General features: G+C 67.7%; 18 protein-coding genes and 1 tRNA gene. 10 read left to right on the forward strand and 9 right to left on the reverse strand.

Annotated features, from left to right (window positions below):
- Window positions 1-130: 130 nt before the first annotated feature.
- From ACZ6H8_RS03645 to ACZ6H8_RS03660, 4 genes are all read right to left on the reverse strand, one after another.
- Window positions 131-1,405 carry a glycosyltransferase gene (locus tag ACZ6H8_RS03645; RefSeq protein WP_464144532.1) on the reverse strand — a complete coding sequence of 425 codons (1,275 nt, stop codon included), beginning with the start codon at window positions 1,403-1,405 and terminating at the stop codon, window positions 131-133.
- An 86-nt stretch (window positions 1,406-1,491) separates the two neighbouring features.
- Window positions 1,492-3,699, reverse strand: coding sequence for a glycoside hydrolase domain-containing protein (locus ACZ6H8_RS03650; protein ID WP_464144533.1), 2,208 nt, complete (start codon window positions 3,697-3,699; stop codon window positions 1,492-1,494).
- Window positions 3,700-3,786: 87 nt separating this feature from the next.
- On the reverse strand, window positions 3,787-4,530 hold the full coding sequence (locus ACZ6H8_RS03655; protein WP_464144534.1) for a DedA family protein: 744 nt from the start codon (window positions 4,528-4,530) through the stop codon (window positions 3,787-3,789).
- 63 nt (window positions 4,531-4,593) lie between these two features.
- Window positions 4,594-4,676: transfer RNA gene (locus ACZ6H8_RS03660), tRNA-Leu, on the reverse strand.
- Window positions 4,677-4,757: 81 nt separating this feature from the next.
- Between ACZ6H8_RS03660 and ACZ6H8_RS03665 the strand changes: the two genes are divergently transcribed.
- The 7 genes from ACZ6H8_RS03665 (at window position 4,758) to ACZ6H8_RS03695 (ending at window position 13,576) form a co-directional block, all read left to right on the forward strand.
- Complete coding sequence (locus ACZ6H8_RS03665; protein ID WP_464144535.1) at window positions 4,758-5,504, forward strand: SDR family NAD(P)-dependent oxidoreductase; 747 nt, start codon at window positions 4,758-4,760, stop codon at window positions 5,502-5,504.
- A gap of 74 nt (window positions 5,505-5,578) precedes the next feature.
- A complete protein-coding gene (locus ACZ6H8_RS03670; RefSeq protein WP_464144536.1) occupies window positions 5,579-6,304 on the forward strand; it encodes a flavodoxin family protein in 726 nt (241 codons plus the stop codon).
- A gap of 48 nt (window positions 6,305-6,352) precedes the next feature.
- Window positions 6,353-8,530 (forward strand): hypothetical protein, encoded by a 2,178-nt coding sequence (locus tag ACZ6H8_RS03675; protein ID WP_464144537.1) that lies wholly within the window; start codon window positions 6,353-6,355, stop codon window positions 8,528-8,530.
- A gap of 107 nt (window positions 8,531-8,637) precedes the next feature.
- Window positions 8,638-10,620, forward strand: a complete 1,983-nt coding sequence (locus ACZ6H8_RS03680) for a DUF262 domain-containing protein (protein WP_464144538.1) — start codon at window positions 8,638-8,640, stop codon at window positions 10,618-10,620.
- A gap of 212 nt (window positions 10,621-10,832) precedes the next feature.
- Entirely contained in the window at window positions 10,833-11,645 is an 813-nt protein-coding gene (locus tag ACZ6H8_RS03685; protein WP_464144539.1) for a DUF1883 domain-containing protein, read from the forward strand.
- A gap of 35 nt (window positions 11,646-11,680) precedes the next feature.
- On the forward strand, window positions 11,681-12,502 hold the full coding sequence (locus ACZ6H8_RS03690; protein WP_464144540.1) for a hypothetical protein: 822 nt from the start codon (window positions 11,681-11,683) through the stop codon (window positions 12,500-12,502).
- A gap of 474 nt (window positions 12,503-12,976) precedes the next feature.
- Complete coding sequence (locus ACZ6H8_RS03695; RefSeq protein WP_464144541.1) at window positions 12,977-13,576, forward strand: recombinase family protein; 600 nt, start codon at window positions 12,977-12,979, stop codon at window positions 13,574-13,576.
- 194 nt (window positions 13,577-13,770) lie between these two features.
- Here the strand turns inward: ACZ6H8_RS03695 and ACZ6H8_RS03700 are convergent, their stop codons facing one another.
- From ACZ6H8_RS03700 to ACZ6H8_RS03715, 4 genes are all read right to left on the reverse strand, one after another.
- On the reverse strand, window positions 13,771-14,502 hold the full coding sequence (locus tag ACZ6H8_RS03700; RefSeq protein WP_464144542.1) for an aquaporin: 732 nt from the start codon (window positions 14,500-14,502) through the stop codon (window positions 13,771-13,773).
- Window positions 14,503-14,701: 199 nt separating this feature from the next.
- Window positions 14,702-15,664, reverse strand: coding sequence for a thioredoxin-disulfide reductase (trxB, locus tag ACZ6H8_RS03705; protein WP_464144543.1), 963 nt, complete (start codon window positions 15,662-15,664; stop codon window positions 14,702-14,704).
- Entirely contained in the window at window positions 15,661-16,320 is a 660-nt protein-coding gene (locus ACZ6H8_RS03710) for an arsenate reductase/protein-tyrosine-phosphatase family protein (protein WP_464144544.1), read from the reverse strand. Before ACZ6H8_RS03710 ends, trxB begins: the two co-directional genes overlap by 4 nt.
- Window position 16,321: 1 nt before the next feature.
- On the reverse strand, window positions 16,322-16,732 hold the full coding sequence (locus ACZ6H8_RS03715) for an arsenate reductase ArsC (RefSeq protein WP_464144545.1): 411 nt from the start codon (window positions 16,730-16,732) through the stop codon (window positions 16,322-16,324).
- 140 nt (window positions 16,733-16,872) lie between these two features.
- Here ACZ6H8_RS03715 and ACZ6H8_RS03720 point away from each other — a divergent pair, with 140 nt between their 5' ends.
- Window positions 16,873-17,544: an arsenate reductase/protein-tyrosine-phosphatase family protein gene (locus ACZ6H8_RS03720; protein ID WP_464144546.1), complete on the forward strand. Its 672-nt coding sequence runs from the start codon at window positions 16,873-16,875 to the stop codon at window positions 17,542-17,544.
- On the opposite strand, the gene ACZ6H8_RS03725 is transcribed toward ACZ6H8_RS03720, so the two are convergent.
- Window positions 17,541-18,845, reverse strand: a complete 1,305-nt coding sequence (locus tag ACZ6H8_RS03725) for an NAD(P)-binding domain-containing protein (protein ID WP_464144547.1) — start codon at window positions 18,843-18,845, stop codon at window positions 17,541-17,543. The two genes, ACZ6H8_RS03720 and ACZ6H8_RS03725, sit on opposite strands and share 4 nt — an antisense overlap.
- Before the next feature lie 207 nt (window positions 18,846-19,052).
- On the opposite strand from ACZ6H8_RS03725, the gene ACZ6H8_RS03730 reads away from it, so the two are divergent.
- The gene (locus tag ACZ6H8_RS03730; RefSeq protein ID WP_464144683.1) at window positions 19,053-19,271 is read left to right on the forward strand and encodes an ArsR/SmtB family transcription factor; all 219 of its coding nucleotides are present in this window, start codon (window positions 19,053-19,055) and stop codon (window positions 19,269-19,271) included.
- Window positions 19,272-19,282: 11 nt separating this feature from the next.
- Window positions 19,283-20,467 (forward strand): MFS transporter, encoded by a 1,185-nt coding sequence (locus ACZ6H8_RS03735; protein WP_464144548.1) that lies wholly within the window; start codon window positions 19,283-19,285, stop codon window positions 20,465-20,467.
- Window positions 20,468-20,503: the final 36 nt, after the last annotated feature.

Raw genomic sequence — 20,503 nt, forward strand, 5'->3', positions numbered from 1 at the left:
CCGTGGGTGGGAGCGGGTGGTGGAAGCGCCGTGGGTCGGAGCGGGTGGTGGGAGCGCCGTGGACGGGAGCGGGTGCGGGGGCGCCGCGAGGCCGGGGCACGCGCCGGTGCGACCGCCGCGCGTCAGGCCGCTACGCCGGCTGCAGCACCCGCTCGAAGAGGTGGTCGAACACGGCGAGCCTGTCGAAGCGCATCGCGTACGCGCGGGCACGCACGGCGTGGGCGGCGAGCTCGGCATCCGTCATCGACAGCGCCTCGTCGAGGGCCGTCGCGATCGCCGCCGACGAGCCCGCCTCGACGATGATCGCCGTGTCGCCGACCGCCTCGAGCGTGCCGCCGCAGTCGGTCGTGATGACGGGGCCGCCGCCTGCGAGCATCGACTCGACCAGGGTGATGCCGAACGTCTCCACGAACTGCTCGGTCGGCTTGGTCGCGAGCACGTACGCGGCCGACGCCGACATGATGTGCGGCTTCTCGGCATCCGACACGTCGGTGAGGAAGCGGATGCGCGACGCCGCCGGCGACGCCGCCGCGACCGCACGCAGGTCGGCCTCCGACGGCCCGCGGCCGACGATCGCGAGGTCGAGGCCCGCTGCCGCCTCGGAGGTCGAGAAGCCTGCGATGAGGTCGTCGATGCCCTTCGCGGGCATGAGCCGCGACAGCGACAGCACGTACCGCCCGGCGACGAGGCCGTGGCGCGCGAGCACGCGCTCGGTCTCGTCCGGGTCGAGCGCGAGCCACGACGCGGTGTCGATCGCGGGATACGAGATTGAGATGCGGCGGCGGCAGCGTTCGGCGAAGTCGGTGCCGTGACGGGCGTCGACGGCGGCTGCCTCCTCGACGATGACGTCGCGCGTGTACTGCGACACCGCCACGGGCACGTCCTGCGACAGGTAGGAGGCGAGCACGTGCGCCGCCGCGCCGAACCGATCCTCGGCGACGGCGGCGCGCACGACGTTCGTCACGTCGCTGCCGACGGCCTCGGCGATCGTCGCGAGCCGCACGGGCAGCCCGGTCGCCTCGGCGATGCGCACCGCCTCGGCCACGGCGAGCGTGTGCGGCGAGAGGTACAGCGACATGCACACCGTGGGCACGCCGTCGGTGAACAGCTCGACGAGCCTGCCGACGACGCCGGAGGCGTACCGGCCGTCGACGATCTTGTAGTCGCCGACCGGCGCCGGCCGTTCGACGGTGATGCCGGGGGAGTACGGCGAGATGGTGTCGAGCGGCTTGAGCGGCAGCCCTGCCGACTCGAGCAGCTCGATGGGCCACGTCACGATGCGCACGTCGTCGAACCCGCGCTGCAACGCCGCCTCCGCGAGGTTGCGAGCCTCGACCGAGTGGCCGCAGATCACGGGATCGGCGCGCACGACGATGACGAGTCGACGGTGGGTCTGATGCGACATGGGTCCTCCTGGGGGAGCGGCTGGCCGGGATGCCGGATGGAGCGATGCGGATGCGGATGCAGCGGATGCGGGTGGTGCGGGCGAGCTCAGGCCGAGTCGGACCTCGAGGGTGGTCGGTGGATGGTGCCCCAGCCGTTCGGCTCGGGTCCGAGGGCGATGCGGAGGGTGCCGCCGCGGTGCAGGGCACGCGTCGACAGCCACGCCCCCGGCAGCTCGACGCCGTCGAGGTGCGCCGACTGCACGTGCTGCACGGGGGAGCCGGGCGTCGGCTCGACGAAGCCCGTCGTCTCGATGCGCAGCGTGCCACCCGGCATCGACACCGTCGCCTGCGCGACCGATGGCGTCGACAGCAGCGTCACGTTCTGGCCGGCCACGGGCAGCAGGCCGAGCGTCGCCCACACGTACCAGGAGGAGATGCCGCCGGAGTCGTCGTTGCCTGGCAGCCCTCCGGGTCCGGTGCCGAACTGGTGCTCGAGGGCGGCGTGCACGATCTCGGCGGTGCGGTCGGGGCGGCCGGCGTAGTGGTACGCCCACGGCGCGTCCATGTCGGGCTCGTTGTTGAGGCCCTCGAAGCGTCCGAGCGCGTAGCCGGCGAGCATCTCGTCTGCACCGGGTGCGACGCCCGGCTGCCGCACGGGGTCGGCGCCGACGCCGAAGAATCGGTCGAGGAGCGCCACGAACGCGTCGTCGCCGCCCGCGATGGCGATGCGTGCCCGCATGTCGTGCATCAGGCGGAACGAGTAGTTCCACCTGCCCCCCTCGTAGTACGTCGAGTCGCGCACGAGCCCCGTCTCGGGGTCGTAGGCGGCGACCCATCGCGCGGCGATCTCGTCGAGCTCCTGCGCCAGCGCCCGGTCGCCGCGCATGCGGGCGATGCGTGCGGTGCAGTGGTAGCCGAACGCGAGGTCGAGGTGATGCGTGATGGGATGCGCGATGCCGCCGCGCAGCAGATCCTCGCCGTAGCCGCGTCGGAGGTCGGCGAGCATGTGCACGATCGCGAGCTCCCAGTCGACCCCGTCGAGCCCGAGCTGCGCGAGGTCGGCGAGGAAGGTGTGCGCGAGCGCGGATCCCTGCCTGGCGAAGCGGTCGGCACCGCGCGCCATGCGGTAGCCGATGGGGAAGTTGCCCTCCTCCTCCGCGGTGACGATGAGGGAGTTCGCGAGCGCGACGGCGCGGTCGGGGGCGAGCGCGGTGAGCAGCGGCAGCTGCGTGCGGTAGATGTCCCACATCGTGCACAGGTCGAACACGAACGCGCCGTCGCGGGGCCAGAACGGCGACTCGTCCTCCGCGAAGGCGGGCTTCACGAGCGAGTGGTACAGCGCGGTGCCGAAGATGCGCTGGCGCCTGGGGGAGTCGGTGACGACGTCGATGCGGCCCAGCGCATCCGCCCACTGCGCCTCGGTCGCGGCCAGCCGTGCGTCGAATCGCCCCTCCGGCGTCTCGCCGCAGTCGGCGTGCAGGTTGGCGCGCGCCTGCTCGGGGCCGCGCAGCGAGAAGCCGATCGCGACCTCCACCTGGTCGCCGTCCTCGGTGGGGCCGGCCCACATCATGCCGAAGGGGCGCAGCGTGGTGGGGCGGATGGAGTCGAAGTCGAGCCGCGACCCGCCGTGCATGAGCCTGCGGTCGTACCAGAGCAGCTGCCTCCACCGCGGGCTGCGGACCTCGACGTGCATCGACAGCGGCGTGCCTTCGACGACGATCTCGCCCTGCGCGACGCCGGGTGCGACGAGCTCGAGGCGGGCGCGCAGCGGCACGGTCTCGCCGAACGGGATCTCGAGACCGCCGACGGAGCAGTCGATGACGACGCGCGCATCCTTGTGCCTCGGGAACGTGTAGCGGTGCACGACGGACTTCGGGCCGGCGGTGAGCTCGGCGAGCACGCCGTCGTCGAGGCGTGCGGCGTAGCGGCCGGGGGAGGCCTGCTCGTCGACGAGGTCGAACTGGCGGCCGAGGCCGTCGAGCGGCTCCAGCAGCGGCGTGACGCGGAAGTAGTTGTAGTACTTGCGGATCGCGCCCGTGCCGGACTGCTGGAAGTGGGTGAAGCCGCTCGCGACGTGGTCGGGCCGGATCGCGGCGGGCACGCCCTCCGTCGACAGGTCGAAGCGGCCGTAGCCCGTCGGATACGCGCCCGAGTACGCGCAGGCCGAGACCATGCCGAGCGGTGCCGTCGCTCCCGGGTGCGTATTGCCGATCTGCGGCTTCGGCCACCACCACGTCGCCGCGATGCCGGAGGGCGCGGGCAGCGACGTCGGGGCCGTCCCGAGGAACGGGTCGACGTCGGCGATGCGCACCATGGAGTCAGCGTGGCTCCTGGCTGTGACGCGCGTGTTACGCGAGCGTGACCATCTGGCTCGCTGCGCTGCGCGGTCGCTGGGAGGGCGTCAGTCGCGCGTGCGGCCGCGGGGTCCGCGACCGTCGTCGTCGAGCTGGTCCGACAGGTCGAGCGTCGCGACGCGGCCCGAGTCGGTGCCGAGCCTGCGCTCCGCCTGCACCTCGCGGCGCGACTGGATGGCGTGGAAGACGATGAAGCACAGCGCGACGGCGACGACGCCGATGAGCACGAGGTCGATGTACTCGGTGACGACGTCGGCGACGCCGGGGATGTGCGCGACGGCCCAGCCGAGGAACGTGAGCCCGGCGCCCCAGAGGAGGCCTCCGACGATGTCGTAGCGCAGGAACCGTCGGTACGGCATGCGGCCCACGCCCGCCGCGACCGGCATGAACGTGCGGACGATGCCGATGAAGCGTGCGACGATGACGGCCCACGGCCCGTACTTCACGAAGAAGCCGTTCGTGCGGTCGATCGTCTTGTGGGAGAACAGCCCCGACGATCTGCGTTCGAACAGCGGTGGCCCCGCCTTGTACCCGATGAGGTAGCCGAGCTGGTCGCCCGCGACGGCGCAGAGCCAGATGGCGAGCATGCACAGCCACACCGGCTGGTGGATCACGCCCGAGTACGACAGCACGCCCGTGATGACGAGGAGGGTGTCGCCCGGCAGCAGGAAGCCGACGAGCAGGCCCGTCTCGACGAAGACGATCGCGCACACGAGCACGAGCGCCCATCCGCCTGCGCCGGTGATGAGTCCTTCGACGTCGAACAGCGCGTTCGCTGGCAGGTGATGCACCCCGGCTCCTTCGACGTTCGCGTGCCCGCGTGCTGCGACGCAGACCCTCGGACCGGCAGGCCGTGCGGGAGAGGGGACTCGAACCCCCACGCCCAGCGGGCACAGGAACCTAAGTCCTGCGTGTCTGCCAGTTTCACCACTCCCGCGGTGATGGCTCATCGTATCGGCGATCCCTGTGACGTTCCGGTGTCGGCGCGCTGTCGGCTCGGTGCTGGTTCGATGGGTGCATGCGGCACACGGCACTGGTCACGGGAGCGTCGTCGGGCATCGGCCTGTCGATCGCTCGAGAGCTCGCCCGCGTGGGCGTCGACGTCGTGCTCGTCGCGCGCGACGAGGCTCGGCTGCGGGAGGTGGCGGCGAGCCTCGACACGGGCACCGAGGTGCTCGCGGCCGACCTGCTGACGCACGAGGGGCTCGAGGCGGTGGCAGCGCGCGTCGCGTCGCCCGATCGGCCCATCGACGTCCTCGTGTCGAACGCGGGCTTCGGGCTCGCCGCACCGTTCCACGAGTCGTCGATCGAGGACGAGCGTCGCCTGCACGAGCTGCTGTCGTTCGTGCCGTTGCGCCTCGCGCACGCCGCGCTGCCCGGCATGCGGCAGCGTGGACGCGGCTGGATCCTCACGGTCGCGAGCTTCGCGGCGTTCATCCCGTACGGCTCGTACTCGGCGGCGAAGTCGCACGCGGTGAACCTGTCGCGGTCGATCCGCTCGCGCTACGCCGACGACGGCATCCGGGCGACGGCGCTGTGCCCGGGGTTCGTGCACACCGAGTTCCACGAGCGCATGGGCATCGACGAGGACGGCCCGTCGTGGATGTGGACGAGCGCAGACGACGTCGCGCGCCGCGGCATCCGCGGCCTGCGGCGCAACCAGCCCGTCGTGCACTCCGACTGGCGCTTCGCGGCGATCGCGAAGGGGCTGCAGCTCGTGCCCGACGTGTGGCAGGGCGCGCTCATCAACTCGTATCGCGACTGACGCCGCACCGACCCCGCGACGCGCGTCCGTCAAGGCCGCGCGGACCTCGGGGTGCGCTTGGCAGCGTGGAGGGCATGGCATCTCGATACGCAGGGCTGACGGCCCTCTACCTCAACGGCACGCTCACGCCCTCTCCGGGCGCGAGCCACACCGACACCCTCATCGAGGCGAGCGCGGGCGTGCTTCGCGAGCAGGGGGTGCAGGTGGAGGTCGTCCGCCTCGTCGACCACCACGTCGCGCCCGGCGTGCAGCCGGACATGACCGAGCACGGTGCCCAGCGCGACGACTGGCCGCAGATCTGGCGCAAGGTCGCCGAGGCCGACATCCTCGTGCTCGCCGGCCCCATCTGGCTCGGCGACAACTCCAGCCAGACGCGCCTGGCGATCGAGCGGCTGTATGCGCACTCCGGCGAGCTGAACGAGCGTGGGCAGGCGGTCTTCTACGGCAAGGTCGGCGGCGCGCTCGTCGGCGGCAACGAGGACGGCCTCAAGCACTGCACCGGCGTGATCCTGCACGCGCTGCAGCACCTGGGATGCACGATCCCGCCGAACGCCGAGGCGGGCTGGATCGGCGAGGCCGGTCCCGGCCCGTCGTACGGCGACGAGCTCGACGACGGCAGCCGCGCGGGCTTCGACAACGACTTCACGAAGAAGAACATCACCTTCATGGCGTGGAACCTCATGCACATGGCAGGGCTGCTGCGCGACGTCGGCGGCATCCCCGCCGAGGGCAACCTGCCAGGCGCCTGGGAGCAGGGCTCCCGGTGGGGGTTCCAGAACCCCGAGTATAGACGCCACTAGTTCGCGCCCCCGAGCCCGTTGGCGCCCGCAGGCCCGTAACCTGCTCATATGACGCACGAGCGCCTCCGCTTCGCCCTTGAACAGCTTGGGCCCGGTGATTGGTTGCAATTCGAACGGTTCTGCTCTGAGTTCCTTGCTCCGGACTACCCGGCACTTCGAACGATGGCCTCGGGTTCGGGCGATAAGGGACGCGACGGCGAATTGTTCAGCGTCGCGGGAGTCTCACGAACTGGTTTCCAATACTCGGTATCGGTAAATTGGGACGCGAAGGTTCGAGCCACTCTGAAAACGATTTCAGACAACGAGCTTGGTTATGGTCGATTGATCTACTGTACGAGTCAGCAGATCACGTCGAAGATCGATGAGCTTCGCGCGCACGCCTGGGATTCTTACGGGGTCAATCTCGATTTTCGTGATCGAGAGTGGTTCTGCGAACGTGAACTAAGCCGTCCTGAACGTGAGACCGCGTCGATCGAGCTAGCGCGCCGTATCGTCGATCCGATTGTCTCGAGCCGCAAGATCGCGACTGCAGTGGGCGGACCACTCACCAGTGACGAAGGCAAGGTGGCGCTTGTTCACCTAGCCCTGAACGCTGCCGACCGGGCTGGCGACAGAAATCTGACCAAGACTTCCTTCGATGCGATGGTCCGTTCAGTCCTCGTTGACAGCGACCAGGACAACACGATGACCGAGGACGAGATCGTCGAACGAGTGAGGGTCATAACGCCGCACGGGAACCCGCAGCAGGTACTTGCACTCACCGTCAGCGCGCTAACGAGGTTGTCCAAGAAGCACGGGCCAGTCAAGAAGAGGGGTGATAGCGGCGAGTATCACTTGAGCTTCGAGGCGGCAGATGCTTGGAGCTCGGCCGCTGCCGAGTACCTTCTTGATCAGCGCTCTCTAGAAGAAGATCTAGCTGCCGCGGCTTTCAACCATGATGAGGGACTTGACGCGGACTGGCCCCGACTCCAAGCGGAGGGCGTTAAGCTGAGGCTCGCACTCGAAGCAATTCTCTTGCGGGCTGGCGAGGCTTTCGCGGGGGTTGTCGAAGGGTCGAACGCTCTCGGGGTCCTAACCCTCGAGGTCGCGAATCAACTCGAGTTGATCGACCCAGACCTGACCCTATCGACGTCGTCGGCGGCGCAAGCCATCACCGAGGTCCTGGCTGAGCCGTCCGAGCGGACAAGGGCGCACTTGGTTCGCGTTCTTGACGCGTATACGTTGCTTGCCTTCCTTCAGCAGACACCAGACGTTCAGAAGGCGATGTCTAACGTCTTTAGCCACGCGAAGATCTGGCTTGATACGTCGACAGTGCTACCGCTCGTTGCGGAGACGCTGATCGACGATCCTCATCAGCGTCATCAAACGGTCCTCCTCGAGGCCGCCTACTCGTCGGGCGTCGAACTCTTCGTCACAGCGGGGGTGATCGAAGAGCTGCGCTTCCATCTTGAGCGGAGCCGAGCCTACGTGACGAGCAAGGGGGAGTGGGACGGGGAACCGCCGTACATTTACGGCGCCTACATGTTGTCTGGACGCGACGAGCGTGCCTTCAGCGACTGGCTTCATGAGTTTCGAGGCGATATCGATCCTGAGCGCGATCTCAAGGAGTATCTTGAGGCATTTTTCAAGGTCAAGCGCTTTGATCTAGACCAAATTGCCGAAAAAGCCGACGTCGCCCTACGCGGTGCCGTGCAGGAGCTCTTCCGGAGCAAGTCGCGAAGTCGACGCGGCCGACGCACTGAGAACGTTCTTGATCGCTTGGCGGCGCACGACGTCGAAAATGTAGTCGGGGTTATTCAACTTCGCAGTGAATCGAGGGGCGCGCTTGGGCATGAGCACTGGTGGTTGACGCTAGACCGCACCGCCTTCCGGCTTAATGCGTGGCTGGGAGAACAGCTGGGCCGGACGGCTCCGCAGTCGCCAGTGCTGAGTCCCGATTACCTGTCGCAGTTGCTCCGCCTAGGGCCGCTGAGGAGGCGCGCAGACGACGGGGCCGAAAATCTTCCTCTCGTGGTCGACGTTTCTCGCTTTGAGAACATCCCGACGGAGCTGATTGACGAGGCCCGACGGACCCGCCTCGCGTTCGCGGGCCACGACGAGCTACGGATCCGCCGAGAGGTGCGCGACTCCCTCTCTCGCCTTCGGACATCCATGCGCAGCCAGCACGACTATGGCGAGGAGATCCGGTCGCGTACCGAGGCGGATCTGCGGGGCGGCGCTTCGTGACAGACGCACCCGAAAGCCTTCTGTTGCCTCGCCGGACTTAGGGCGGGATCCCCCGCATCGCCAGTCCGACTTGGCTACGCTCGTGGCACGAGACGGTCGGAGACAGCGTGGACAGCAAGAAGACGGACTTCCTGGGGCTCATCAAGGGGCCGCGCCAGTACCGCATTCCGCCCTTCCAAAGGCCGTACTCCTGGGAGAAGGAGCAGCGGGAGGCGCTATGGCTTGATGTGCTCGCGCAGTACGAGAAGATCAAGGCCATCTGGGGAGAGCCAGATCGCGAGCAACGGCTGCTCCACATCGCTGGCCACTATCTCGGCACTGTCGTCCTGGCTGGCCCGAGCGCGCTTGGAGTGCCGAAGTCAGAGGTGATCGACGGTCAGCAGCGCATCACCACCATCCTGCTGCTGCTCTGCGCGCTTCGAGATGTTCGCGCTCGCGCCGAAGTTCGCGGGTCCGCAAAGTCCCCTGACGACGCTGAGCGGGCGGAGGCGGTTCGTCGCCGATTCGGCCGTCGATACCTCGAAAACGAAGACGAGACCGGGAGCGATCGACTCCGGGTGGTGCCGCTCGCCACGGACCGTCGTGCCTTCCAAGCGGTGGTCGATCACGATGGGCTGGGCGCTCTTAGCGGAGAGTCCCTTGGGCTCGATGACGTCGACTCAAAGAGGATCCTGGCTGCGTACAAGTTCTTCAACACGGAACTCCGACGGCAGAAGGTTGTTCCTGAGCGCGCACCGCAGCTCGCGAGGTTCACGCATCTGTTCCCGCTCGACTTCGAAGTCCTCGAGGAAGTCATCACCCGGCGACTGACGCTGATCACGATCGAGACAGCGAACCTCGACGACGTCAACGCCATTTTCGAGTCGCTTAACGCGAAGGGTAGGCCGCTCACTCAGCTCGATTTGCTTCGCAACTACATCTTCATGGCGCTCCGGTCACGTGCTGATGAAGCGCTAGCTCAACATTGGAGCGTAATCGAGGGCAATCTCCATCGCCCCGAGGAGGTTCAGGGGTTGATCTGGGCTGACGTGGTGAGCCGGGGAACCAGCATTCCGCAAAAGCGGACCTATCACACCGTGCAGTCAGAGCTACGATTGGAAGGTGGCACTCCTGACGTTGCAGAGGCCTACCTTGCTGGCCTTGCGCGGAAGTCCGCCTATTACAGCGCGATCATCCACCCGGCAAAGGAATCCGACCCGACGCTAAGGGAAGCTTTCTCTCGCCTGACGCGCGCTGGCGGACTCACGGCTTACCCTGTCGCTCTGTGGTTGCTCGAACAGCGGCATCAGGGACACCTGAACAACGCCCAGATTGTGCAAGGTATCGCGTGGATCGAGAGTTTTCTCGTGCGGAGGTTCCTTGCGGGTTTGCCGACCAACAACTTGACCTCAATGTTCGGTTCGGCGCTGGCCAGGATGCATGGGGAACTGGCGCACATCGAAGATCGGCTTGAGCGACTCGTCACAAGCCTTACCTTCAACGCGAAAGATTGGCCTTCCGACGAGGCTGTAGCGATAGGGATTGAGCGCGCAGACTTCTATCACAACCAAAAGACGCTGCAGCGGATCCTAGTTCTGTCCAGTCTTGACCATCATCTCGCCCCGAACACCGTGCTCAACTACGACGACACTGACGATTCGATCGAGCATGTCCTCCCGCAATCCAAGGAGGTGCCGGCCTGGAGCAGCGACTTGTCCGAAGTCGGCCTCGAGCTAGGAGAAGTCCAGGCTGAGTGGCTGCACACTCTTGGCAACCTGACCATCGTGACGCCCGTTGAGAACTCGAAGTTGGGGACGAAGCGCTACCGAGACAAGGTCCCGATCTACGGGGACAGCCAGTACAAACTCACCCAAAATCTGGCGACCTTCCGGCCAGACCTCACGGACCACGGTCAGCTGTGGGTTCCGGCCGCGATCAGAGCCCGCGCAGCCGAGCTTGCCGCGATCGCAGTAGTGATCTGGGCCCGCCCAGCGCATTCACCGGTCACGGCGGTGTCCACGGTCCCCGAGTTTGATGCCGACCCTGACGAAGAGCTAGTCGCGTTTTCTCCCCTTGCTGAGGCTTCGGAGGATGACGCCGAGCTTGAGTGACGCGTGGGGCGGAAGTCGCAGTCATGAGACCGTCGCCGGCGGTCGAGCGCGATTCTCTGACCACATGAAACGGGTACTTACGAAGTCGATGGACCCTGTCGAGCGGCGGGCAGTCACCGCCGAGATAAATCGGATGTGTCAGGTAGCAGGGCGTCCGTTTCGTGGCACCAGCGACCACGCCGGGTGTCAGGCGTCGCTCGTAGGATTCGCTCGTGGAACACGTGAAGAAGGACTTGGGTCAGCTGAAGAAGGGTTCGACAGTCGTCGTTGAGTTGCGCAACGCGGCCAACGTCCTCCTGATGAACGCGTCCAACTACCGCACATACGCGGCAGGTAAGGGCGGTCGCATCAGCTACAAGGGTGGGAACGTCAAACGCAGTCCTGCGCGCATCCCAGTGCCGTCAAGTGGCCATTGGATCCTGGCAATCGACCTGGGTGGCAGGGCCGGCCGAATCCACGCGACCGTCTCGGTCGAGCCGCCGCCGCGCGGCGACCTTCCCGTCTACAGGACGCCTTCCGCACCAGCCGTAGCCGGTCAGGTGGCTGTTCGGCGCCCGGTCCCGCCGGAGTCGCCGGATGTCCTGGACGGCCGGACCTGGGACGTATTCCTCTCACACGCCAGCGAGGACAAGGCAGCCGTCGCTGTTCCGCTTGCGCAAGCGCTGCAAGATCGTGGGGTGACCGTGTGGCTAGATAGTGCAGAGCTACGGATTGGAGACTCGCTGCGGAGGCAGATCGACCGGGGCATCCGCAGCAGTCGATTCGCTGCTGTCGTGCTGAGCCCGTCCTACTTCTCAAAAGGCTGGCCTCAGTACGAGCTCGACGGGATCGTCACGTTGTCGGTCGGCGGCGAGCAGAACCTTCTGCCGATCTGGCACGAGGTCAACCGCGCCGCGGTCGCTGCCGCGAGTCCATCGTTGGCCGACAAGTTCGCCCGCTCCACCAGTAGCACCGAGATCGGCGACATAGCGGAGGAGATCGCAGGCATGGTGATCGCCGCGAGGGAGGAGCAGCAGGGCGACTAGTGGTTAGTCAGAGCGTTGACAGAAGGGTCGGGCTGATGACAGATGCACACGACAGTGTCATCCCCGAGGAGCATGAAGCCGCAGATCTCGAGCGGTTGGAGGCGTTCTTCCGGGAGGTGGGCGGTCTTCAGACACCTTTCGAATCTATCGAGGTGCATCCGAACAGCTCTCTTGCGATCGAACGCCGTTTGGTTCTGCGTCAACCGTTGGAGTATCGGGCACGTAACTACATCGGTGCCGCTACCGACAACCTGCGGACTTTGCATACCGTGCTGGCGACCGGGCTTCCGCTCGTCGGCAACTACGCGCTGATCCGTGCGGCGATTGAAGCGTGTGCGCTTGGCATCTGGGCGCTCGACCCCGGAACTCGCGACGCACGGATCTTTCGCGCAGTGCACATGGGGTGGCACGAGCACCTCAAGGTCGCGGACGTCGCCAAGAAGTTGGGGCGTCCGCCCGTGAACCTTGAGCGCATCCGACGCAGGCACGACCAAATCAAGGACAGCGGGCCCGGTCTCCGCCAGAAGAATCTCGACCGCGACGAGCCCAGAATGACTGATGTCCTCCTACACGTTGAGCGGCGCTTCGGCAGCTTCGTCGGCTACGGTCCGCTTGTCGCGTGGTCGATTTGTAGCAGCATGGCTCACGGCAACCAGGTCATGCAGCACACGATTCTCGAACGCCGCTACCTTGGCGACGATGACGGGGTCGGAGCCATGTGGCACACCACGTCGAGCTTCGCCATGAACGCCATGCTGATGGAGCCGGTCGTGACCCTACTTGCGTGCCTCATCGACAACTTTGAGCTGCAATCGAGCCCTGAGGTACGAGGCCTGCGTGCCCAACCCCAGCCGTAAGGAGCTCGCGCGCTGGTCGTGGCCGCACTCGCGATCAATCACGGGGTAAGCACCGTCACCGGTGTGCCGGCCATGGTACGGGCGGAAGGACCTTCGTACTTGTCAGATGGGACCCATGAGAATTCTCGGGCCGCACTTCTCCTGATGCGATTGCGGAACTCTATCCCCCTCTCCGCCACGTCAACCTTTCCCCACCGCGTCCACATCGGCAGCGAGTCGCAGACGGAGTCCCGCTCCCGGGGGCGTAGGGCGGCGACGCAAGCCGACGACTAGGTCGATGGGACCCGCGAGAAGTCCGGACTGGCGCTGTCCTGCAGCGGTTCTCAGAAACGATCTCGGACTGAGACCTCTGACGTGGCCGCGCGGTGAGTCGGTGCGCCATCTCAGAAGTTGACTTCGGTTGCCTCCAGCGTGAGACTGTTTCGAGACGCTTGTTTCGAGAACTGAGGAATGATGACTGGACAGACTGGTCGCTTGGTCGGCTACGCACGTGTGAGCACGAAGGGACAGGACACCACTCCGCAGCTCGAGGCGTTGGAGGCCGCCGGCGTGCAGCCGCGTGACATCTTCGAGGATGCAGGCATCAGTGGCTCGACGGTGTCGCGACCGGGTTTCGACCGGATGCTGCAACACCTGCAGGACGGGGACACGCTCGTCGTCTGGAAGCTGGACCGGCTTGGTCGTAACGCGGGCCATGTCATCACGACGCTCCAAGCGCTGACCGAGCGAGGAGTGCAACTCAAAGCGCTGAGCGACGGGCTCGACACGACGACCCCGACTGGGCGAGCCATGCTGGGCATGCTGGCGATCCTTGCGAACCTCGAGCGAGACTTTGCCCTCGAGCGCACCAGACATGCGCTGGCGTCGAAGGCCGAGCGGGGAATCAAGGGCGGCCGGCCGCGAGCGCTGACGACCCGCCAAGCGCGCCTGGCGGTGCAGATGGCGGACGACGGTGACCGTGTGGTCGACATCGCGAGCGTGCTGAAGACATCCGTGCCAACGGTCTATCGCTACCTCGCAGCAGCGCGTGCTGAAGCCGATGCCGGCACCCCGAGATCGCCCGCAGACCCGTGAGTTGCTACACCCCTTGCATAGTGCCGTGGGGGCCCACACCTTCACCGAGTTCTCTCGATAAGTCGAAGGTCGTTGGCGCGACTCATCTCGAAAAGTTCGCGAGGATGGACGGGTTGAGCTCGCCTATGCGCAGTGGTGCGCAGATCCCGGCGTCGCTGCCGCCGAAGGCGACTGCAGGCGCGGTGGCGTCCCGTTCAGGGGTGGGTCGGGTGCGGTTCGGCGAATGCCGCCGCACGAGTGGGGGTGCGCTGCGGGAACAGCAGCACGGCGAGGCCGGCGCCGACGGCCGCGCCGAGGATCTGCGCGCCGATGAACGGCAGCACCGACCCAGGTGCGATGCCAGCGAAGGTGTCGGAGAACATGCGGCCGATGGTGACGGCGGGGTTCGCGAACGAGGTCGAGCTGGTGAACCAGTACGCGGCGCCGATGTACGCGGCGACCGCCCAGGGTGCGTGTGCAGTGCGGCCGGTGCGCACGAGCGCGGCGATGACGAGCACGAGGCCCGTCGTCGCGACTACCTCCGCCAGCAGCACGCCCACGCCGCCGCGGCTCGTCGTGGACAAGGCGGCGGGGACGTCGAAGAGGACGTTCGCGAGCAGTGCTCCGCCGATCGCGCCGAGGATCTGCGCCGCGATGACCATGACGGCGCGTTGCACCCCGTGGCGGGTACGTGCGGCGCCGAGCGTATCGACGACGGTAACGACGGGGTTCAAGTGCGCACCTGAGACAGGTCCGAGGATGAGGATCAGCACTGCGAGGGCGAGTGCGGTGGCGATCGCGTTCTCGAGCAGCTGGAGCCCGACATCCGAGGGTGAGAGCCGAGAGGCGGCGATGCCGGACCCGACGACGGCAAGCACGAGCGCGCCGGTTCCGAGCAGTTCGGCGAACGCCACGCGCAGCTCGGTGCGCAGGGAGGTGGGGCGCATGGTGTTCCGTATCGTGACGAGGGGCTGAGGAACCGGAAACGCGCTACGTGGACCGAGGTGGTGTAACTGCGCTGTGGCCGTTGGCGCTGCACCTTGGCCTTCCGCGGCTCATGCGATCGGCTGACGCTTCCGACGCGGGGCGAAGTTGTGCGCCGCGCCCCATCCTCGACTCCGTCCTGGCGCTTCCGGGGTGGTGCGGTCAGTGGGTCGCGGCGCTGACCTCAGTGGTTCGGGAGAGCGCGTGAGCGGTGAGGTAGTGCTCGGCGTCGAGGGCAGCCGCACATCCTGTGCCGGCGGCGGTGATGGCTTGGCGGTATCGCTTGTCGACGAGGTCGCCGCATGCGAAGACGCCAGGGACGTTCGTGGCTGTGGTGGGGTGATCGACGAGCACGTAGCCGTTCGCGTCGAGCTCGACCTGGCCAGCGACGAGGTCGCTGCGCGGGTCATGACCGATGGCGATGAAGAGGCCTTGCACGTCGAGGCTGCTTTCGGCTCCCGTCGCCGTGTCGCGCAGCAGCACTCGCTGGACGGCGTCGACACCCTCGATGCTGACGACCTCGGCGTTCCACCGCGGTGCGATCTTGGCGTCGCCGAGTGCACGCTCCTGCATGATCTTCGATGCGCGGAACTCGTCGCGGCGGTGGACGAGGGTCACGCTGCGTGCGAAGCGCGTGAGGAAGGTCGCCTCCTCGATCGCGGAGTCACCGCCGCCGACGACTGCGATGTCCTTGTCGCGGAAGAAGAACCCGTCGCATGTGGCGCACCATGAGACGCCGTGGCCGGTGAGTCGCTCCTCGCCGGGCACCGAGAGCTTGCGGTAGGCGGATCCCATCGCCAGGACGACGGCGTGCGTCTCGTACTGCTCGGTCGCGGTCGAGACTGTCTTGACTGCGCCGACGAGCGACACGGAGGTGGCGTCGTCGTAGACGATGCGTGCGCCGAAGCGCTCGGCTTGGTTCCGCATCTGCTCCATGAGCTGGGGGCCCATGATGCCGTCCTCGAAGCCGGGGAAGTTCTCGACCTCGGTGGTGTTGACGAGGGCGCCGCCGGGTTCGACGGAACTCGCGAGGACGACCGGTGCGAGTCCCGCCCGGGCGAGGTAGATCGCGGCGGTGTAACCGGCGGGGCCGGAGCCGACCACGACGACGTTCTCGACGGTCACGCGTCCACCTCGAGGCTGCGGAGGAGTGCGTCGACGTGGTCGGTGATCTCGGCACGGATGCGGCGCACCTCGTCGATGGACATGTGCTCGGGGTCGTCGAGCTGCCAGTCCTCGTAGCGCTTGCCGGGGTAGATCGGGCATGCGTCGCCGCAGCCCATCGTGACGACGACGTCGGCTGCGCGCACGACGTCGTCGGTGAGTGGCTTGGGGAACGCGTCCTCGAGGTCGAGGCCGATCTCTCCGAGCGATGCGACCACGGCGGGGTTCAGCTCGTCGGCGGGCATGGAGCCCGCGGAGCGGACCTGCAGTCGACCGCCGGAGCGCTCGTGGGCGATCGCGGCTGCCATCTGCGAGCGGCCGGCGTTCTGCACGCAGACGAACAGCACGCTGGGTCGGTCGCTCGGCGCCGCGCCCTTGGCCTCGGCGAGGGCGGTGAGGCGGTCGGTCGCGAATCTGGTGACCCTGGTGGCGAGGTGCGCCTTCACGGAGGAGGTGCGCAGCAGTGCCGCGTACGACTCGAGCACGTAGCGCTCGATGGTCTCGTGGGCGAAGACGCCGGAGAAGCGCTCGCCGAGGTCGTCGGAGAGCGTGTGGAGGAACCGCTCGGGGTAGTCGAGCCCGGGCAGGCCGCGGCGGCCGCTGACGTCGAGGCTCATGTCACGCCCTCGCGGGGAGCAGCTCGGAGAGCAGCTGCTCGACGCGGCCGCGGATGTCGTCGCGGACGCGACGCACGGTGTCGATGTCCTTGCCGGCCGGGTCCTCGAGCGCCCAGTCCTCGTAGCGCTTGCCGGGGAAGATCGGGCATGCGTCGCCGCAGCCCATCGTGATGACCGCGTCCGACTCGCGGACCGCGTCGACGGTGAGGATCTTGGGCACGTTGTCGGCGATGTCGATGCCGATCTCTGCCATGGCCTCGATGGCGATCGGGTTGATCTGGTCCTTCGGCTCGCTGCCTGCGGAGAGCACCTCGACGGCACCGTCGGAGAGGTCGCTCATGAAGCCAGCGGCCATCTGGGAACGGCCCGCGTTGTGGACGCAGACGAACAGCACGGTGGGCTTGTTCGACATCGGAACCTCTCTTCGTTGTGATCGAGTCGCGCTCGCTGCGCGTCCCGGGTTGGTGTCTCTCGCGATCCCGCTCGTTCGTGACCGGGTCTCTTTGCGTTCACATCTTGACGACTTCGCTTCGCTCAGTCAAGATTGAGTCAATGAACAGTGAGCGAACTGACCTGGAAGTGCGCGCTGCGCGACATGCAGCACTCGCCGACCCCGCCCGGCTGCGCATCGTGGACCTGCTCACGCTGAGCGATCTGTCGCCGCGCGAGCTGCAGGACCAGTTGGGTATGGCCTCGAACCTGATCGCACACCATCTCGGCGTGCTCGAGCGGGAGGGCATGATCGTGCGCACCCGCTCCGAGGGCGACAGGCGTCGCAGCTACGTACACCTCACGCGGGTGGCTACTGAAGGGCTCGGCCCGTCCGCGACGGCCGCGGCCCGGCGAGTGCTGTTCGTCTGCACCGGCAACTCCGCCCGCTCGCAGCTTGCCGCCGCGCTCTGGCAGCAGCGCAGCAACATCCCTGCCGCCTCGGCCGGTATCAAGCCCGCCGAGCGCATCGCAGCCGGTGCTATCGCCACGGCTGAGCGCCACGGCCTTCCCTTGGCGGGCGCGACGCCGCAGCACATCCAAGACGTCTCCTTGGAGACGGACTTCGTCGTGACCGTGTGCGACACAGCGCACGAGTCGCTCGCCGGCCGCGGTGCCCTGCACTGGTCGGTGCCTGCGCCCGGCACGGTCGGTACGAATGCGGCCTACGACGCTGCGTTCGAGGACATCGCCGCCCGCGTCGACGTCCTCGCCGATCGGCTCGCGCCGGTCTAGACGGACGCTCCCGCGGGTGCTCGGCCGATCTGGATCAGCGCAGGCGCGCAGCAGCTGCCGCCGGCGGGTGCGTCGAAGTCGCCGCTGCCACCGCATACGCCCGTGTCGGGCAGGACGAGCTCGTTGCGTGCCGCCGCCTCATGGTCGCCTGCGAGGTGTGCGGCGACGCTGCGGACCTGCTCGTAGCCGGTGAGCGCGAGGAACGTCGGCGCGCGACCGTACGACTTCGCGCCGACGATGAACAGGCCCGGTTCCGGCTGCGCGAGCTCGGCGGCACCGGTCGCGCCGACAGAGCCGCAGGAGTGCAGATTCGGGTCGATCTCCGCGGCGATGCCCGCGACCGCATCGAGCGCCGGGTCGAGGGAGATCCGCAGCTCCGTCAGGATCGACACGTCGGGGCGGAACCCGGTGAGTGCGAACACGTGCGCAACGCCCTCGAGCGTCCGCCCATCGTCGGCGACGACCGTCGCGCCGTCCGTGCCCGCGTGGATCTCGCTAACGCGGAACCCGGTCGCCACCGTCACGCGGCCGGAGTCGACCGCGCGGCGCGCCTTGCCACCGAGCACGGCCCGCTCCGGCAGCTCGTCGCCGGCACCACCACCGAAGACGGCTGCCGCTGCCGCACGGCGCAGCACCCACGTCACGCGCGTTGTCGGCTCGCGACGCGCGAGCTCCGACAGGCGCAGCACCGCATGGGTCGCCGAGTGCCCGGCCCCCACAACCACCACGTGCTGACCCGCGAACGCATCCACGTCATCGGGAATCCGGTACGAGACCCGGTCGGCGGCTGCGCGCTCGCCAATCGCCGGCACTCCATCCGCTCCGGCGGGTGCGGGTGTCGACCAGGTGCCGCTGGCGTCCACGACCGCCAGTGCCTCGATGCGCTCCTCGCGTCCCTCCGCGTGGACCGTTCGCACCACGAAGGGCTGCTCGGCGCGGCCGCCGTCGACGACCTTGTCGCGGCCGCGGCGCGTGATGCTCGTCACCTCGACACCGACCCGCACGCGATCCCCGAGCACGGCCGCGAGCGGCTGCAGATACTGCTCGACCCACTCGGCACCGGTCGGGTAGCCGCTCGCGGGTGCGACCCACCCGGTCGGCTCGAGCAGACGCCGCGACGCGGCATCGATGAGCTCCGGCCAGGCCGAGAACAGTCGCACGTGACCCCACTCGGCCACTGCCGCGCCCGCAGTTGCGCCTCGCTCGAGCACGAGCGGCTCGAGACCGCGCTCGAGCAGCTGCGCTGCCGCCGCCAAACCCTGCGGGCCGGCACCGACGACGAGGACGGGAAGGTTCGACATGCCACTCCTAGGATCGAAGAACATCGATGCGTCAATGCTGCGACACCCATCGACGGTTGTCAATGCGTATGGCAAGATGGCGGCATGACCCTCGCTCCCGCGTCGACGTCGGCCGCATGCTGCAGCACGACGCCCGAGACTGCGCTCGATGCCGCGCAGGCCGAGCATCTCGCGAGCGTGTTCAAGGCGCTCGGCGATCCGACCCGGATGCGACTGCTGTCGCTCATTGCCTCGAGCGAGGGCGGGGAGGCGTGCATCTGCGACCTCACCGACCCCGTAGAACTGTCGCAGGGGACCGTGTCCCACCACATGAAGATCCTCGCCACCGCCGGGTTCGTCACCCGCGAGCAGCGCGGGAAGTGGGCGTACTACGCCATCGCCGACGGTGCGTTGGAGCACGCGGCCAACGCACTCAAGTCCCTCTGACGCTGCCGCCGATGCGCTCTGCAGTCGGCGAGGTCGCCGCGCCGCGCCTCGGCGGCCGCCTCGCCGCGCTGTCCGTCGGCCAGGTCATCAGCTGGGGCATCCTCTACTACGCGCTGATCGTCGCCGCTCCGAAGATCGCAGAGACCACCGGCTGGTCGCTCGCCGCCATCACGCTCTCCTTCGCGTGCGGGCTCATCGCATCCGCGATCGCCGGCATCCCCGTAGGGCGATGGCTCGACGAGCGCAACCCGCGCCTCATCATGGTGCTCGGCGGGGTCGTCGGCTCCGTTGGGCTCGTGGTCGTCGCGCTCGCACCGAACCTCGTCGTCTTCACCGCCGGCTGGATCGTCTGCGGCCTGGCGCAGTCCGCCGTGCTCTACCAAGCGGCGTTCACGATCATCGCCCGCCGACACGGAGACCGTCGCCGGGCGGCGATGACGATCCTCACGCTCGCTGGCGGCCTCGCGTCCACGGTGTTCGCGCCGATCGTCGCCGGACTCCTCGGCGTCACCGACTGGCGCACCATGTTCCTGATCCTCGCCGGGGTCTTGCTTGTCACGACCGTGCCGTTGCACGCCCTCACCATCGAACGCGGATGGCCACCGCACGAGCAGGTCGGCGCCGACGAGCCGGCGCATACGGTGCGGTCCGTGCTGCGCACGAGGCGGTTCTGGATGCTCGAGCTGGCGATGGTCGCGCTCGCCGCGGCGTTGTACGCCGTGACCTTGGCAATCATCCCGCTGTTCACCGAGAAGGGCGTGACGTACGAGCTCGCCGCATGGGCCCTCGGACTGCTCGGCGCTGGTCAGGTCATTGGCCGACTGCTCTACATCGCCCTCCCACACGGCGCAGCGCCATGGGTCCCGCTGGCCGCCACCGCAGCACTCAGCGCCGTGATGCTCGCACTACTCGCCCTGGTGCCCGGACCGCCGTGGCTGCTCGTCGCGATTGGCATCGGCGCTGGCGCCGTCCGCGGTGCCCAGACCCTCGTGCAGGGCTCTGCCGTCGCTGACCGATGGGGCACCCGCAACTACGGCTCCATCAACGGCGTCTTCGCTGCGCCCATCACGATGGTCGCTGCTCTGGGCCCGGCTCTCGCTCCAGTCGCCGTGCTCGGCGTCGGCTCGTTCGGGAACGTGGGGCTCATCGCCGCCGCAATCGCCCTCGCAGCGGCGGTGCTAGCTCGATGGTCGTGATCGCGAGCGCCGAGGCTCAAGCAGAGCAGGGCCTTC

This window comes from Agrococcus sp. AC640b, from assembly GCF_979255995.1.

Excerpts from the sequence above, each read along its gene's own strand:
- ACZ6H8_RS03645 (WP_464144532.1), bottom strand. The coding sequence starts at position 1,405 with ATGTCGCATCAGACCCACCGTCGACTCGTCATCGTCGTGCGCGCCGAT.
- ACZ6H8_RS03650 (WP_464144533.1), bottom strand. The coding sequence starts at position 3,699 with ATGGTGCGCATCGCCGACGTCGACCCGTTCCTCGGGACGGCCCCGACG.
- ACZ6H8_RS03665 (WP_464144535.1), top strand. The coding sequence starts at position 4,758 with ATGCGGCACACGGCACTGGTCACGGGAGCGTCGTCGGGCATCGGCCTG.
- ACZ6H8_RS03670 (WP_464144536.1), top strand. The coding sequence starts at position 5,579 with ATGGCATCTCGATACGCAGGGCTGACGGCCCTCTACCTCAACGGCACG.
- ACZ6H8_RS03675 (WP_464144537.1), top strand. The coding sequence starts at position 6,353 with ATGACGCACGAGCGCCTCCGCTTCGCCCTTGAACAGCTTGGGCCCGGT.
- ACZ6H8_RS03690 (WP_464144540.1), top strand. The coding sequence starts at position 11,681 with ATGACAGATGCACACGACAGTGTCATCCCCGAGGAGCATGAAGCCGCA.
- ACZ6H8_RS03700 (WP_464144542.1), bottom strand. The coding sequence starts at position 14,502 with ATGCGCCCCACCTCCCTGCGCACCGAGCTGCGCGTGGCGTTCGCCGAA.
- ACZ6H8_RS03710 (WP_464144544.1), bottom strand. The coding sequence starts at position 16,320 with ATGAGCCTCGACGTCAGCGGCCGCCGCGGCCTGCCCGGGCTCGACTAC.
- ACZ6H8_RS03715 (WP_464144545.1), bottom strand. The coding sequence starts at position 16,732 with ATGTCGAACAAGCCCACCGTGCTGTTCGTCTGCGTCCACAACGCGGGC.
- ACZ6H8_RS03720 (WP_464144546.1), top strand. The coding sequence starts at position 16,873 with ATGAACAGTGAGCGAACTGACCTGGAAGTGCGCGCTGCGCGACATGCA.
- ACZ6H8_RS03725 (WP_464144547.1), bottom strand. The coding sequence starts at position 18,845 with ATGTCGAACCTTCCCGTCCTCGTCGTCGGTGCCGGCCCGCAGGGTTTG.
- ACZ6H8_RS03730 (WP_464144683.1), top strand. The coding sequence starts at position 19,053 with ATGCGACTGCTGTCGCTCATTGCCTCGAGCGAGGGCGGGGAGGCGTGC.
- ACZ6H8_RS03735 (WP_464144548.1), top strand. The coding sequence starts at position 19,283 with ATGCGCTCTGCAGTCGGCGAGGTCGCCGCGCCGCGCCTCGGCGGCCGC.